The sequence below is a fragment of the Stenotrophomonas maltophilia group sp. msm1 genome (genome assembly GCF_032025805.1).
Taxonomy (GTDB): domain Bacteria; phylum Pseudomonadota; class Gammaproteobacteria; order Xanthomonadales; family Xanthomonadaceae; genus Stenotrophomonas; species Stenotrophomonas hibiscicola.
On record NZ_JAVSKH010000001.1, the window covers coordinates 528,227 to 543,148 of the forward strand.

Annotated in this window: 14 protein-coding genes and 1 pseudogene; all 15 read right to left on the minus strand. The window is 67.8% G+C overall.

The annotated features are described in order from the left end of the window. Positions 1-25 precede the first annotated feature (25 nt). The 15 genes and pseudogenes from ROV95_RS02385 to ROV95_RS02455 all read right to left on the minus strand — a co-directional run bounded on the left by ROV95_RS02385 (position 26) and on the right by ROV95_RS02455 (position 14,922). The gene (locus ROV95_RS02385) at positions 26-2,380 is read right to left on the minus strand and encodes an MMPL family transporter (protein WP_155030332.1); all 2,355 of its coding nucleotides are present in this window, start codon (positions 2,378-2,380) and stop codon (positions 26-28) included. Then, the gene (locus ROV95_RS02390; protein ID WP_312542695.1) at positions 2,373-3,002 is read right to left on the minus strand and encodes an outer membrane lipoprotein carrier protein LolA; all 630 of its coding nucleotides are present in this window, start codon (positions 3,000-3,002) and stop codon (positions 2,373-2,375) included. Before ROV95_RS02390 ends, ROV95_RS02385 begins: the two co-directional genes overlap by 8 nt. Further along, the gene (locus tag ROV95_RS02395) at positions 2,999-3,424 is read right to left on the minus strand and encodes an acyl-CoA thioesterase (RefSeq protein ID WP_312542698.1); all 426 of its coding nucleotides are present in this window, start codon (positions 3,422-3,424) and stop codon (positions 2,999-3,001) included. Before ROV95_RS02395 ends, ROV95_RS02390 begins: the two co-directional genes overlap by 4 nt. Then, positions 3,417-4,967, minus strand: a complete 1,551-nt coding sequence (locus ROV95_RS02400) for an aromatic amino acid ammonia-lyase (RefSeq protein WP_312542701.1) — start codon at positions 4,965-4,967, stop codon at positions 3,417-3,419. Before ROV95_RS02400 ends, ROV95_RS02395 begins: the two co-directional genes overlap by 8 nt. After that, positions 4,957-5,898, minus strand: coding sequence for an acyltransferase (locus ROV95_RS02405; protein WP_312542704.1), 942 nt, complete (start codon positions 5,896-5,898; stop codon positions 4,957-4,959). Before ROV95_RS02405 ends, ROV95_RS02400 begins: the two co-directional genes overlap by 11 nt. A gap of 1 nt (position 5,899) precedes the next feature. Beyond that, the gene (locus ROV95_RS02410) at positions 5,900-6,670 is read right to left on the minus strand and encodes a glycosyltransferase family 2 protein (RefSeq protein WP_058979160.1); all 771 of its coding nucleotides are present in this window, start codon (positions 6,668-6,670) and stop codon (positions 5,900-5,902) included. Next, on the minus strand, positions 6,660-8,345 hold the full coding sequence (locus ROV95_RS02415) for an AMP-binding protein (protein WP_312542708.1): 1,686 nt from the start codon (positions 8,343-8,345) through the stop codon (positions 6,660-6,662). Before ROV95_RS02415 ends, ROV95_RS02410 begins: the two co-directional genes overlap by 11 nt. Further along, positions 8,338-8,889, minus strand: a complete 552-nt coding sequence (locus ROV95_RS02420) for a membrane protein (RefSeq protein WP_026347223.1) — start codon at positions 8,887-8,889, stop codon at positions 8,338-8,340. The genes ROV95_RS02415 and ROV95_RS02420 overlap by 8 nt, the downstream gene beginning before the upstream one ends. 22 nt (positions 8,890-8,911) lie before the next feature. After that, complete coding sequence (locus ROV95_RS02425) at positions 8,912-9,169, minus strand: acyl carrier protein (protein WP_006402206.1); 258 nt, start codon at positions 9,167-9,169, stop codon at positions 8,912-8,914. A gap of 17 nt (positions 9,170-9,186) precedes the next feature. Further along, positions 9,187-9,444, minus strand: a complete 258-nt coding sequence (locus ROV95_RS02430; protein ID WP_005411610.1) for a phosphopantetheine-binding protein — start codon at positions 9,442-9,444, stop codon at positions 9,187-9,189. Beyond that, a pseudogene (locus ROV95_RS02435) lies at positions 9,431-10,229 on the minus strand (lysophospholipid acyltransferase family protein). Before ROV95_RS02435 ends, ROV95_RS02430 begins: the two are co-directional and overlap by 14 nt. Next, positions 10,222-10,965: a beta-ketoacyl synthase chain length factor gene (locus ROV95_RS02440; RefSeq protein ID WP_233653553.1), complete on the minus strand. Its 744-nt coding sequence runs from the start codon at positions 10,963-10,965 to the stop codon at positions 10,222-10,224. Before ROV95_RS02440 ends, ROV95_RS02435 begins: the two are co-directional and overlap by 8 nt. Before the next feature lie 215 nt (positions 10,966-11,180). After that, positions 11,181-12,194 (minus strand): cytochrome d ubiquinol oxidase subunit II, encoded by a 1,014-nt coding sequence (cydB, locus tag ROV95_RS02445; protein ID WP_312542715.1) that lies wholly within the window; start codon positions 12,192-12,194, stop codon positions 11,181-11,183. A gap of 1 nt (position 12,195) precedes the next feature. Further along, entirely contained in the window at positions 12,196-13,593 is a 1,398-nt protein-coding gene (locus ROV95_RS02450) for a cytochrome ubiquinol oxidase subunit I (protein WP_312542718.1), read from the minus strand. Between the two features lie 129 nt (positions 13,594-13,722). Beyond that, a complete protein-coding gene (locus tag ROV95_RS02455; protein WP_312542720.1) occupies positions 13,723-14,922 on the minus strand; it encodes an ABC transporter permease in 1,200 nt (399 codons plus the stop codon).

The following is a 14,922-nucleotide window of genomic DNA, read 5'->3' on the forward strand; positions in this document are numbered from 1 at the left end:
GAAAGAAGGAAGTCGGAAAACAGGCTCAGGCCGGCGGCAGATCGTGCGGCGGCGGACGGAACAGCGGCGAGATCAGCCAGACCAGGCCGATGCCGAACAGCAGGGTCAGGCCGAACGCGCGCAACGCCGGGGTCTGCGACAGGCCCAGCAGGCCGAACGACAGCCAAGTGCTGGCCGCGCCCACGCACACCGCCAGCCAAGCGCTGGCATCGCCGCGGTGCTCGATCAGGAAAATGCCGTAGTCGATGCCCATGCCCAGCAGCAGCATCAGTGCCAGCACGTTGAACAGCTGCAGCGGCTGGCCGAACAGGCCAAGCAGGCCCAGGGTCAATGCGCCGGCAATCAGGGTCGGGGCAAACACGCGCCAGGCCTGGCGGCGGTAGCGCAGCCACAGCGCGCCGAACACCAGTACGATGCCGACCAGCAGCAGCCCGCCCATCAGCTTGCGGTAGTGGCCCAGCAGCTGCGAGAAGTCGGCGGTGCGATCCACCCAGCGCACGCCGGGCAGGCCCTCGGCGGCACCTTCCAGCGTGGCCAGGGCATCGGCGCGCGACAGGTCGTCGACCATCACCACGCTGATCATCTGCCCACCGACTTCACCCACCCACAGGTGGCTGAACGGCTGCGAGGCCGGCGAGGCCAGGAAGGCTTCGGCGGTGAGCGGCGCTGCGGCGAACTGCGGACGCTGCAGCGGCTCTCCCACCGCCTCGGACACGGCCGACAGCACGCCAGGTTCCACCTTCGCGGTCAGCGCGGCATCGGCCTGCTGGCGTGCCGGCGACGGCAGCCAATCGCTGATCGCGCGGTAACCGCCGATGCGCTTGTCGTTGGCCAGTACACGCAGGCGCTCGGTCAGTGCTTCCTCGCGCTGCAGCAGCTGCGCAGCATCCGCGCCCTGCACCAGATAGAACTGCGCCGGGCTGGGCATGCCCAGCAGCTGGCTCAGGCGGATCTGCTGCGCCATCAACGCTGGCGGTGATGACTGCAGGCTGCGCAGGTCGTCGTTGCTGTGAAGGCGTGCGATGCCGATTGCAGACAGTGCCAGCGTGATCACCACGAACATCGTCACCGCGCGACGGCCATGCAGGCGCGGGAAACGTTCCAGCGTATTGCCCAGCCACTGCGAGAACCGGGTCTGGCGGATCTCGCCGCCATCGAGCCACGGGAACCAGAAGATTACCGTGAGGAAAGCAGCCGCCAGGCCGACCACCGAGAACAGCGCCATCTGGCGCAGGCCCGGGAACGGGGCCAGGCCCAGTGCCAGGTAGGCCAGCGCGCTGGTCAGCAGGGCCAGCCACAGGCCGGGCAGCAGGTGCCGCAGCAGCTTCCAGCGACGATCGGCCGGCTCGGCCTGGCGCGAGGCGAACCAGTGGATGCCGTAATCCTCGGCCACACCCACCAGCGATGCACCGAACACCAGGGTCAGCACGTGCACCTTGCCAAACACCAGCACGGTCACCGCCAGTGCCACGCCGCAGCCGATCAGCAATGACGCGGCGACCAGCAGGATCGGGCGCAGCGAACGGAACGCCAGCCACACCAGCAGCAGCACCGCGGCCAGCGAGCCCCAGCCGATCGTGTTGATCTCACGGTTGGCCTGCACTGCGGCTGCCTCCGCATGCAGCGGCACGCCGGCGTGCAGGATCTCCAGCTCCGGTGCTACGGCCTTGGCCGCCTTTCCGGCGCGTTCCAGCAGGCCATCGAGATGGCGTTCGCCGTCAAGCTGGAATGCCGAACCAGGTGTATCGAACTGCAGCACGGCCCAATGCCTGCCCTCGGCTTCGAGCAGGCCGTCATCGCCCAGCCGCAACCCCGAGCCCTGCGCCTGCTGCTGCCACCATTGCGGCCACAGCGACAGCGGGTCCTGGCGCCAATCGGTCAGGCGTGGGGCGCCCATCGGACCGTACAGCGCAGCCAACGCCTGCTCCGCCAGCGCCCCCGGCTCGCTGCCCTTCAACTGCTCGCGCTGGGCCGGCGTCAGCAGCCGGTCACGGTACGGCGCATAGAACGCGCGCGCCTCATCGAACCAGCCCTCGATGGAACCACTGGGCACCAGCAACGCGTGATCGGCGTCCTTGGCCATGGCCGCAGCGAACGCGGACTGCGCGCGCTTGGCGGCGGCACCGTCCTGGCTGCCGAGCAGTACCACCACCTGCCGCGAACTGCCATCGGCGATGCGCCGGGTGACATCGCTCAACAGGCGGTCATGTGCATCCTGCGGCAGCAGGGCGAGGATGTCGGTGTCGATCCGCGATTGCTGGCTCCACAGCTGCCACTGCTGTGCGCCCAGCGCCAGCAGCAACACCAGCCAGGCGATGCCCAGCCAGTGCCACCAGCGCCGCAGGCGGTCCGGTGCGTTCGATGCCACGGCCTCACTCAAAACGGCGGGCCTCGTCGGCGTTGAGCGTAGCCGGGGCCTCGCTCAACGCGCTGAACTGGATCTGCGTGCGGTCCTTGTTGGCCTCGACGATCTCGACCTGGCGCACGTAGCGGTCGCCCTGCAGGGTCAGCGACTGGAAGGCCTTGGCCAGCATCGCCGACTTCGGCGTCAGCCGCAGCCGCCAGCCCTGCCCTTCACGGCTGGCCGCCACGTTGAACTGGCCGGACAGCGCCTGCACGTCGCCACTCATCAGCGCGAACATGATCGCGTTCACCGAACGCATCGCCGGCTGCTGCCGTGCATCGAGCTCGACACGGGTGCTGCCATCGCGCTGGCGGCTGAGGATGCGGTCGGCGGTGACCACCACTTCGGAGGGGAACGGCTTGAGCGTGGTCCAGATCACGCCATGCTGGCGCGCGACCACGAACTGGCCCTGCGAGCGCAGCGGGTTCCTGAAGCCGCTGACCTGCTTTTCCTGGCTGAACTGGCCACGCAGCACGTCCGGCCGCGCCACCGCCTCGGTGATCGCATCAATGGCGGGGTCGGCCGCCTGCACCTGCGGTGCGGCAACGAAGATCAGCGCGCACAGCAGCGCGCTGGAAAGACGGACAAGGGTGTTCACGGTGCAGGCACTCCCAGGCGTTCCCACAGTACCGGCGGGCACTGGTACAGCATTTCCTTGCTGGCCGCGTCCACCGCGACCTGGATGGTCATCGCGCGGGTCAGCACCTGGCCGCTTTCCGCATCGAGGATTTCATAATCAATCTTCAGCCGGTTCTCCCATTCCACGATGCGCGCGACCACGCGCAGGGCCTGGTTGAACAGCAGCGGCCGCACGTACTTCACCCGCGCATCGACCACCGGCCACAGGTAGCCCGATTCGAGCATCTGCGGATAGTCGTAGTTGTAGCGCCCGAGCAGCGCGCAGCGCGCGATCTCGAAGTACTTGAAGTAGTTGCCATGCCAGACCACGTTCATCGGATCGCAGTCATGGAAGGCAGGGGTCAACGCGATTTCGCCAACCCGTTCGATGGCCTCATTCACCGGCGTACAGCTCCCAACGTTGCGCGCGGATCTCCACCAGCAGTTCCCGCAGTTCGCGATCCAGCGCGCGGTCTTCTTCGACCAGGGCGATGCGCTGCCCCAGGTCGGCGTACATGTCGGCCAGACTGCCATGCAGCTGCGCATTCAGGCCAACCCGTTCGCGCAGCGCCAGGCCCTGGCGGGCAGCGATCAGCATCGCGGCCACCACCTGCTCGGTCAGCTCGATCACGCGCAGGCAGTCGCGCGCGGCAATGGTGCCCATGCTGACCTTGTCCTGGTTGTGGCACTCGGTGGAGCGCGAGAACACGCTGGCCGGCATGGTCTGCTTCAGCGCTTCGGCGGTCCAGGCCGAAACGCTGATCTGCAGCGCCTTCAGGCCATGGTTGATGGCCGCGCGCGGGCCGGTGGCCGCCGACAGGTTGGCCGGCAGGCCATGGTTGTAGCGGGCATCGACCACCAGCGCCAGCTGCCGGTCGAGCAGATCGGCAACATTGGCCACGGTGTTCTTCAGGGTGTCCATCGCCAACGCGATGTGGCCGCCGTAGAAGTGGCCGCCATGCAGGATGCGCTCGCCGTCGGCGTCGATCAGCGGGTTGTCGTTGGCACTGTTCAGTTCGGTTTCGATCAGCTGGCGCAGGAACGGCAGGCTGTCTTCCAGCACGCCGATCACATGCGGCGCGCAGCGCAGCGAATAGCGGTCCTGCAGGCGCTGTTCATTGCGCGGCGGGCGTTCACTGTGCAGGTCGCTGCGCAGGCGCGCGGCGATGCGGCCCTGGCCCGGGTGCGGCTTGGCCGCGAACAGGGTTTCGTCGAAGTGGTGCGCGTTGCCGTCGCTGGCCAGCACGTTGAACGCGGTCAGGCGCGTGGCCATGCGGGCCAGGTAATCGGCGCGCTGCCAGGCCAGGCAGGCCAGGCCGGTCATCACCGCTGTGCCGTTCATGATCGCCAGGCCTTCCTTCGGCCGCAGCTTCAGCGGGGTCATGCCGATCTTCGCCAGCACTTGGGCCGCCGGCTGCACGCGGCCGTCGTGCAGCACCTCGCGTTCGCCGCACAGCACTGCCGCCACGTACGACAGCGGGGTCAGGTCGCCACTGGCACCGACCGAGCCTTCGGCCGGAATCATCGGCAGCACGTCGTACTGCAGCAGCGTGGCCAGGCCTTCCAGCAGCGGCACGCTGACGCCGGACATGCCGCGCACCAGCGACGCCAGGCGCGCAGCCAGCACCGCGCGGGTCTCGACCGGGTCCAGGTAACGGCCCAGGCCGCAGCCGTGGTAGGTGTACAGGTGGTGCGGCAGTTCAGCCACCAGTGCCGGCGGGATGTTCACCGTGCACGAGTCGCCATAGCCGGTGGTTACACCGTAGATCACGCCGTCCTCGCGCAGCAGGCGGTCGAGGAAGTCGGCGCCGCGCTGGATGTGCGCGCGGAATGCCGGCGCGTCGCTCAGTGCGGCCTCACACTGGCGCTGGGCCAGGGCAACCACGTCTTCGATGGTCAACGGTGCATCGCCAAAGCGGCACACGGGTACGGCGTCAGTCGTCATGCGGAGCCTGATCCCAGAAGGGGAAGAAATTGAACCAGTCCAACGGGGACTGGATGACCTGCAGTTCCAGCCAGCGCGCGAAGCGCTGTGCCTGTTCGGCCAGCGCGGCGTCGCGCGAGCCACGCGGCAGCACGATGCGTTCGGCGAACTGTTCGAATGCCACCCGATAGCCGTCGCCCTGGTGCAGGCAGGCCATGGTGTAGACCGGGCAGCCCAGCGCGGCGGCGAGCACATAGGCGCCGATCGGGAACGGCGCGCGGTGGCCCAGGAAATCGGCGGTGACGCTGCGGCCACCCTGTACCGGCGTGCGGTCGCCGACGATGGCAACGAAGCCCCCCGCCGCAACGCGCTCGGCCAGCATCACCGCCGTGGCCGGCCCCATTTCGGTCACCTGCACCAGTTCCACCGCCGCCAGCGGGTCCAGCCGCTGCAGCAGACGGTTGAAGCGCTGCGCGTGTGCGGTATGCACCAGCACGGTGATGCGGAATCCCGGCACCTGCTCGGCCAGCACCTGGCACAGCTCCAGGCAGCCGATGTGCGCGGTGAGGATCAGCCCGCCCTCGCGGCGCGCGATCTTCTGCAGCACCAGGTCGCGGTGCAGGTGGATGCGTTCGGCCGGGTAGCGCCCGCCCAGGCCGAGGATCTTGTCCAGCATCGTGTCGGCGAAGGTAAAGAAGTGGCGCAGGCTGTCACGCCATTTCGGCGCGTGGCCGAGCACGCCGCTGTGCGCCTGCAGCCGCTGCAGGTACTGCATCGAGGCCTGTCGCCCCACACGGTTGCCCAGCCAATGGCAGGCCACCACCGGCCACACGCACAGGCGGAACGGCCAGCGCCCGAACCAGCGGTGCACCCAGCACAGGAACAGCACGCCGGCCACCGAGGTGGATTCGCCGATGTCGGCCCAGTGTGGGGCGCCCTGCGCGGCCGTCATCTCAGCGCTGCCCCCGCAGGCGGCGCCACAGCAGGCGCGGCGCGCGCCAGAGCATGCCGAAGAACAGACGGGTATGCATGCGGCTGATGCGCACGTTGTCGCGCCACACATCGAAGTGCGACACGCCATCGGACGGATAGGTCACCCGCGTGGCTAGGTGCTCGACCGGCAGCCGGCGCCAGTACAGGCGCACCATTATTTCGGTATCGAAATCCATGCGCCGGCCGATGGTCTCTTCACCGATCAGGCGCAGCACCGGCGGCAGCGGATACACGCGGAAGCCGCACATGGTGTCGCGCAGGTGCAGCGACAGCGTGTTGATCCAGACCCAGATGTGGGTGGCGTAGCGGCCATACAGGCGCGCCTTGGGAACACTGGCGTCGTAAGCCGGAATGCCGCAGATCACCGCCTCGGGATGGGCGCGCGCGGCTTCGATGAAGCGTGGCAGGTCAGCGGTATCGTGCTGGCCGTCGGCATCGATCTGCAGCACGTGGCTGTAGCCACGCGCGCCGGCCTCGGCAAAACCGGCCAGCATCGCCCCGCCCTTGCCCTGGTTGATGTCCAGGCGCAGCAGGTCGACGCCCTGGCGCTGTGCCAGCGCGCGCAGCACCGCCGCGCACCCATCGTGCGAACCATCGTCGACCAGCAGGCAGGGCAGTCCCGCGGCCTGCACGCCGTCGAGCACCGCCGCGATGGCGTGCTCGTGGTCGTAGACGGGAATCACCACCAGTGGCGCGAATGCGGCACCGGCAACGGCCGGATCAGTCCGCATCGGCGAAGACCACTTTGCCGCTGGCATGCACACCATGGCTGGAGGTGTAACGGAAGGCCAGCGCGCTGCGTGCGGCATCCCAGTCCAGCTGCAGGGTCAGCTCATCGCCGGGGCGGGCCACATGCTGGAACTTCACCGCATCCATGCGCAGAAACGCTGCCGGCATTGCGAACACCTGGCGGCCGAAACGCACCGCCCAATCCAGCTGCGCCACGCCGGGCAGGATCGCTGCCTGGGGGAAGTGGCCCTGGAACGGCCGCAGCGTCGGGTCCAGGGTCATGCGCAGGGTGGCGCTGGCGGCGTCGCGGCGGTCCCAGACCGGCACCGGCATCAGTGGCTGGAACAGCGCTGCCAGCGCCGCCTGGGTGACCTTGCCCTGCGCATTGATCGGCAGCGCCTGCACCAGGCGCCAACGGCGCGGCCGGGTCACTGCGTCATGCGCGTGCGCCAGGCGCGCGCCAAGGCGCTGGCCCAGGGCGCGGCGCGCGGTGTCACCACCCGCCAGCAGCGCCCGGTCAGCCGGTACCACCACGGCCGCCAGCTGCTCGCGCTGGCCGGGCAGGACCAGCACGCGCGCGTCGTCCACTTCGGCGTCTTCGCGCAGCGCGCGCTCCAGTGCATCCAGCGAGACGCGGCGTTCTTCGATCTTGACGATGCGATCGGCCCGGCCCAGCAGGCGGAACCGGCCATCGGCCAACGCTTCCACGCGGTCCTGGGTACGCCACCAGTCGAGGGTCTCCAGATGCGCCGAGGCGACGGCCAGGCAGCCATCCTCGATGCGCCACTGCACGCCCGGCAACGGTTGCCACGGTGGCAGGTCGGTGTCCCAGCGGCGCCAGGCGATGCCACCGGTTTCGCTGCTGCCGTAAACCTCGGTCGGCGCCACTCCCAGCCACTGCCGCACCTGGCGTGCGGCTTCTTCCGGCAGCGGGCCGCCGGAGGAGAACACCGCGCGCAGGCGGCCATGCAGGCTGGCCCAGTCCAGCTGCTCGGGCAGGCGCTTGAGGTGGGCTGGCGTCGCCACCAGCACCGTGTCGGTACCGGCCAGCGCACCCACCAGGTCTTCATGGAAGAACCGGCGTGGATGGATCAGGCGGCCGGCGGCCAACGGCCACAGCACGCGGAACAGCAGGCCGTAGATGTGCTGGTGGGATACCGTGCCATGCACCTGCACGCCCTCCATCTGTGCGCCGAACGCAGCCTGCAGCGCATCCACCTCGCGCGCCAGCTGGTCCAGGCGCTTGCCGATCGCGCTCGGCTGGCCGGTACTGCCGGAGGTGAACACGCACAGCTCGCAGGCGCGCTCGTCCAGCGCCTGCAGCCCGTCGTCCAGCGTGGCGTCCAGCGCCGCCAGCGGGCGATAGTCGGCCGACACGTCGCCTGCGAAACCGCTCACCTGCGGTTGCAGCGCCTGCAACGTGGCCGGCAGGTTGTCGGCGGCCAGGAACACCCGCTTGCCGGCATGCCAGGCACCGAACAACGCCGCGGCAAAGGCCACCGCATCATCGAAATACAGGGCCCAGTCACGCCCTTCGGCCGTCGCAAAGGCCGCGCGCCAGGCCAGCACGCGCTGGCGGAAGTGGGCGTGGTCGATCACCTCGCCATCGCAGACGCCAACATTGCGCTGCGGCCGCGCCTCCAGCAGCAGCCGGTCCAGGGCAATCCACTCAGCCATGCGCGTGCGCCGCCTTCACCCGCCGCCGCACCAGCCACTCCCCTGCGAACAACACGCCCATCATGACGTACGCCAACAATCCGTTGTAGAGCATCCAGGCCCGGTCCGACGCGTACAGCGCGGTCAGCAGGGCCAGGCTGCCGTTGAGAACGAAAAACCCGCACCACACCTGGGTGACGCGTCGGGTATAGGCCACCGCGAACGGGGGCAGGTCCGGCTCCTGCAGCCGCGCCAGGCGCTCCACCAGCGGTGGCCCGAAGCGCAGGCTGGTGCCGAACACTGCCAGCATCACCGCATTGACCAGCGCCGGGTACAGCTTCAGTGGCAGGGCCTGGTTGAGCACGGTAGCCAGTACCGCCAGCAGGCCGGTGCCCGCCGCTGCGGCCCACCACAGCGGCTGGCGCGAACTCAGCGCGCGCAGCAGGGCCAGGGTGAACAGCAGCAGCGACAGCCAGCGTGGCTCGAAACGACCCATCGCCAAGTACACCAGTACCGGATAGGCCAGCGAGATCGCAGCCACCACGACCGTGCGTGCGCGTGCCATGGTGGAGCCGTCGGCGCTGCGGTCAGGCTGCTGCCTGGTCCGGCAGCAGCCTGTGCACCACATCGACGATGTCCTGCACGGTACGCACGGCCTTGAACGCTTCCGGCTGCAGGTTGCGGCCGAGCAGCGGCTTGAGCTGCACGATCAGGTCCACCGCATCGATGCTGTCGATGTCCAGGTCGTCGTACAGGCGGGCTTCCGGGGTGATCCGGGCCGTTTCGATCTCGAAGCTGTCGGTCAGGATGCTGACGATGCGTTCGAACAGTTCATTCTTGGTCATGGCAATTCCTGGCGCCGTTACGACTGGCGGGCGGCGACGAACTCGCCGAGCGCGCGCACGCTGGAGAAATGGCGACGGGTTTCTTCCGAATCGGCCGAGAGGCTGACACCGTACTTCTTCTGCAGCGCCAGTCCCAGCTCCAGCGCGTCGATCGAATCCAGGCCGAGGCCCTCGACGAACAGCGGCGCGGTCGGATCGATGTCCTCCGGCGTGATGTCCTCCAGCGAAAGGGAGGAAATGATCAATTCCTTGATCTCGTGCTCAAGTGCTTGCACGGTTCGGATCTCCAGACAGGTCGAAATAACGAGAAAGGTGCTCGGTGACGCGACGGGCCGCCAAGGCATCCCCCCTTGGCGAGTCGTCTTCGGCCAGAAATGGCGCGATCGGGATATCTTCGCCGATCTGCAGCCGAACGTGAAAGCGACGTGAGGGGTACACGATACCACTTCTGCCCCTTGGTCAGCGTTGGCGGGCTGCAGGTGATCCGCACCGGGGTGACGTCGATGCGGCCCCGTACGGCGATGTTGGCGGCCCCGCGCTGCAGCCGCAGTGGCTGCCCCGGCACGCTGCGGGTGCCTTCCGGGAAGATGACCAGGGTGCCTCCAGCGCGCACTGCGGCCACACAGTCATCGACCAGGCCGGCGCCATCGTCATTGGAGATGTAGCCGGCAGCCCGCACCGGGCCGCGCATGAACGGGTTGCAGGCCACCGCCCGCTTGACCACGCAGTCGGCGTTGGGAAGCAGCGAGATCAGGCAGACCACGTCGATCAGGGTCGGGTGGTTGGCCAGCACCAGCAGGCCGTCGCGCTGCAGGCGTTCGCCGCCCTCGATCTCGTAGGTCATCACCCCCAGCCCGCGCATCAGCCGCAGATGGCTGGCGAACGCGACCTGGACCACGCGCCGGGCGCGGCGGCGGCGCGCCACCGGGTCACGCATCAGCAGCAGTACCGGCATCACCAGAACGCCGAGCAGCAGCCCGCCCAGGCCAAACGCGACGAAGCTGAGGCCGGTGCCAAACACACGCCAAGCATGGTCGAGGCGGCGCAGCAGCTCAGCCACGGCGGCTCCAGCACCAGCGCTGGCCGTGGGCCACGTGTTCCAGTGCCAGCGCGCCGGACAACAGGAACCGGTGCAGGTCCAGCGCATGCGGCAGCAGGCCGGGCGCAGTGCTGGCCTGGCCGTCGGCCGGCTGCCACTGCAGCGACAGCGTCGGCCGGCCCTCTGCCGGAGCGGTCAAACGCCAGCACCATGCAAAGAACGGGTCAGGTTCGTCGGCAAACGTCGCGTAAATTTCAGGAAGCGGCGACTCATAGACCACCACCCGCACTTCGCGGGCGCCATCGGCGAGCAGACCGGCCGCTTCCAGGCAGGCGGTCTCGACCGTGGCCTGGCCGGCGGCCAGCGCCAGGTAGTTGCCGCGGTGACCGCGCGCGATCGAATACAGCGCGGCGATCGCGTTGTGCACCGACAGGCCGAACCCCGTCGGTGACAGGGGCTGATCGCTGGCGAGCGCCCCCAGCAGCTCCATCGAACGGGCCACGTCGCCGTGGCGGCTGGCGAACACCAGCGGCACCTGGCTGTCAGCGCCCTGCCCGTCCTCGCACCAGCAGGCAGCCTGGATCGCCATCCGGCCCAGCCGCTCGATTCGACGGCGCTGCATTGCCGGGATTTCGGCGAGCGGCGGCGTGTCTTCGCCAACCGGCGGATACGGCGCATCGGCCCAGCCCAGCCACTGGCTACGCTCGCTCAGGCCGGGCGCCCAGGCAGCCCAGTCGACGATGGAGAATTCGATCATTAGCGAAGGTGCTTCAACGGGAGAACGATAGGCACGAGCCATTACGGCGACGCGCGGCGGCCCCCCGTTCCTGCAGCCGTGCGTCCGTCCAGGACGTCGCCGGCTGCCCCCCTGGCTGCCGGAAAGGAGCGCACGCTAGCACGTCCCGCCCGGGGTGTGCAGATTTCACATTCCACAACAGGGGGCCCGGCACCAGCGGGCCCCGCTTCAATCGATCAGTGGTAACCGCTATCGGCGCGCACTTTGCCGCGGAACACCCGGTACGACCACGCCGTATAGCCGAGGATGACCGGCAGCAGCATGACCAGGCCGACCAGGCTGAAGCCCAGCGAGGAGGCCGGCGCGGCGGCCTGCCACAGGGTCATCGACGGCGGCAGCAGATAGGGCCACATGCCCAGCACCAGGCCGAGGAAGCCGAGCACGAACAGGGCCAGGCTGAGCAGGAACGGCGGCAGGTCGTGGCGCGCATGGGTCGCGCTGCGCCACAGCGCGGCGGCCACCGCCAGCGTCAACAGCGGCACCGGCGACAGCCACCAGAAGTTGCCGTCGCTGAACCAGCGCGCCATCAACCGCGAATCGAGGAACGGCAGCCAGCTGCTGACCAGGCCCATCGCCGCGATCACCGCCACCACCAGCGGCCGGGTCATCTGCCGGGCCAGCGCCTGCACGCGCCCTTCGGTCTTCAGGATCAGCCAGGTGCTGCCCAACAACGCATAGCCAGCCACCAACGCAGCACCGGTCAGCATCGCGAACGGGCTGAACCAGGTGAATGCGCCGCCCTGGTAGACGCCGTCCACCAGCGGGATGCCCTGCACCAGGGTGCCGAGGATCACGCCCTGGGCAAAGGTCGCCAGCAGCGAACCGAGGCCGAACGCCACGCTCCACAGCCGGCGCGATCGATGCGCCTTGAAGCGGAACTCGAAGGCCACGCCGCGGAACACCAGCGCCACCACCAGCAACAGCACCGGCAGGTACAGCGCCGACAACAGCACCGCATAGGCCTTCGGGAACGCCGCCAGCAGCCCGGCGCCGCCCAGTACCAGCCAGGTCTCGTTGCCGTCCCAGATCGGCGCGGCGGTGTTCATCATCAGGTCCAGCTGCTCCTCGTCCTCGGCAAACGGGGCGAGAATGCCGATGCCGAGCACGAAGCCATCCAGCACCACGTACATCAGCACGCCGAAGCCGATCACCGCAAACCACGCCACCGGCAGCCAGGTCATCAGGTCCATGTCAGCGCTCCTCCAGCGGTTCGTCGGCCGCCGACAGCGGGCGTGCCGGGGTGTGGCTGCCGTGGTCCAGCGATGGCCCATCATCGTGCGGACGCGGTCCGTGGCGCAGGATCTTCACCAGGTACCAGATGCCCCAGCCGAACACGAAGGCGTAGCCGACCACGTAGACGCCCAGCGACAGCGCGGTCATCCACGCGCTCTGCGGGCCCACCGCATCAGCGGTGCGCAGCACGCCATACACCACCCACGGCTGGCGCCCCATCTCGGTGACGAACCACCCGGACAGCAGCGCGATGAAGCCGCTGGGCAGCATCCAGTTCCAGCCGCGCAGCAGCCACGGCGAATCCAGCAGCTTCCTGCGCCACAACTGGAACGCCGACACCCAGGCCAGCAGCAGCATCAGCGTGCCCAGCCCGACCATGATGCGGAAGGCGAAGAACACCGGCGTCACCGGCGGCCGCTCGCTGGACGGTACCGAAGTGAGCGGGTCGAAGGTGCCGTCCAGGCTATGGGTGAGGATCACGCTGCCCAGCTTCGGGATGGCAACTTCGAAATCGTTGCGCTCTTCCTTCTCGTTCGGCAGCGCGAACACCACCAGCGGTACGCCCTCGCCCTCCTTGGTTTCATGCCAGTGCGCTTCCATCGCCGCGATCTTCATCGGCTGATGCTTGAGCGTGTTCAGGCCATGCATGTCGCCGACGAAGATCTGCACCGGCACGGTCAGAGCCGCGAACGCCACCGCTGCCACCAGCATGCGCCGGCCCGCTTCCACATGCGTGCCCTTGCGCAGGTACCACGCACCGACACCACCGATCACGAAACAGGTGGTGATGAACGAACCCAGCGCCATGTGCGCCAGGCGATAGGGGAACGAGGGGTTGAACACCACCTGCCACCAGTCCACCGGATGCACGATGCCGTTGACCATCTCGTAGCCGGCCGGCGTATGCAGCCAGCTGTTGGACGACAGGATCCAGAACGTGGAGAACAGCGTGCCCAGCGCCACCATGCAGGTGGACAGGAAATGCAGGCGCGGCGAAACCCGGCCCCAGCCGAACATCATCACGCCGAGGAAGCTGGCTTCCAGGAAGAACGCGGTCAGCACTTCGTAGGTCAGCAGCGGGCCGATGACCGTGCCGGCCACCTCGCTCAGCCGTGGCCAGTTGGTTCCGAACTGGAAGGCCATGACGATGCCGCTGACCACGCCCATGCCGAACGACACCGCGAAGATCTTCTGCCAGAAGAAATACAGCTCGCGCCACACGGGCAACTTCGTGCGCAGCCAGCGCCATTCGATGAAGGCCAGCCAGCTGGCCGTGCCAATGGTGAAGGCGGGGAACAGCACATGGAAACTGATGACGAATCCGAACTGGATCCGGGACAACAACAACGCGTCCAAGGGACGCCTCCTGCCTGTGACCGGTGGGATACCGGACCACTTTAGGAGGATTTCGTTAAGACGGGATGCGACCGGGTGACGCGCTGCTTCACTTTGTCGCAGGTGAAGCCGGGTGACAGGATGAATGGGCTACAGGGGCTTCAGCAGGGTCAAGGGCGGCTCCTTGGCGATTCGCAGGGCCCGGGGTACCAGTGCAGTCAAGCAGGCCGCCATCACCAGCACGACAGCGCTCGATATCGAGAACCACGGTGAACCTGTGATGCCGTCCTGCGGCGCCCCTACCCACTGCAACGACACCGCGCCGAGCAGGGCGCCCAGCGTGGTGAACAGTGAAACCTCGAACATGATTTCGGCGAAGATCACGGACCTGCGAGCACCTAATGTCCGTCGAACCCCGATGGAGTACCGGCGCCGGTCAAGCCACGCGCCTACAACTCCGGAAACGCCGGCCATCAGCACACCGAGAACAACGGCCGTCATGACTGCGAGCACGGTCGTAGCAAAGCGATCAGCTTTGACGTAGGCATCGCGATATCCCGCCAGGGTCTCGACACCGGCCGGAGTCACGATCCGATAAGGCCGCTGCAGCGCATCGACAGTACGATCAAGCGTTGAACGATCAACCTCCGACCTCCACTTCGCCAGATAGTAGCGACTGGCGCCCATGGGGAGGCCCGGAAGTAGCGCCCACTGCGAGTCCCGCTCATTACCTCCTGGTGCCGGTCCAGCAACAGAGGCAAATACGCCCATGATGACTCGGCTGCTGCCGGGGCCGAAATACAGGTGGCGGCCAACAGCACTCTCCGTTCCGAACAGTCGGGCAGCCAGCGATTCACTGATCAGCACCACCGGAGTGCCTTCAACCATGTCGTCCTCCGTGGCGTCCCGCCCCAGGACGATTCCCGCGCCCAGCATCGCCAGCAGACCAGAGCTTGCAGTTACCACGGGAATGCGATCACATCCGGCAACGTCTGTCGTACCCGCATTCATCGAATACACCATGGCCGACTCACTGGTGCATACGCCGTATCGATGGGCTCTTCCTCCGAACGGAACAGAGTCGCTCACAACCGTGTCCTGAACACCGGGCAGCCGGATCGCGGACAGGTCTGCCCGCTGCACTGCTGCATCCGCGCCTTCTTCGACATCGGATACCCTGACCACACCAATCGATGCTGCCTCCCGGATGCTCCCGGTGTTCAATCTGGCGAAGCTGTCCAGCGCGGATTGCAGTGCGAACGCACATGCCAGGCTTGCAAGCGCTGCCTGCACTGCAAGCAGTGCGGCGCTTCCCAAATGCCGTCGGATCTCCCTCATCGATTCGAACAT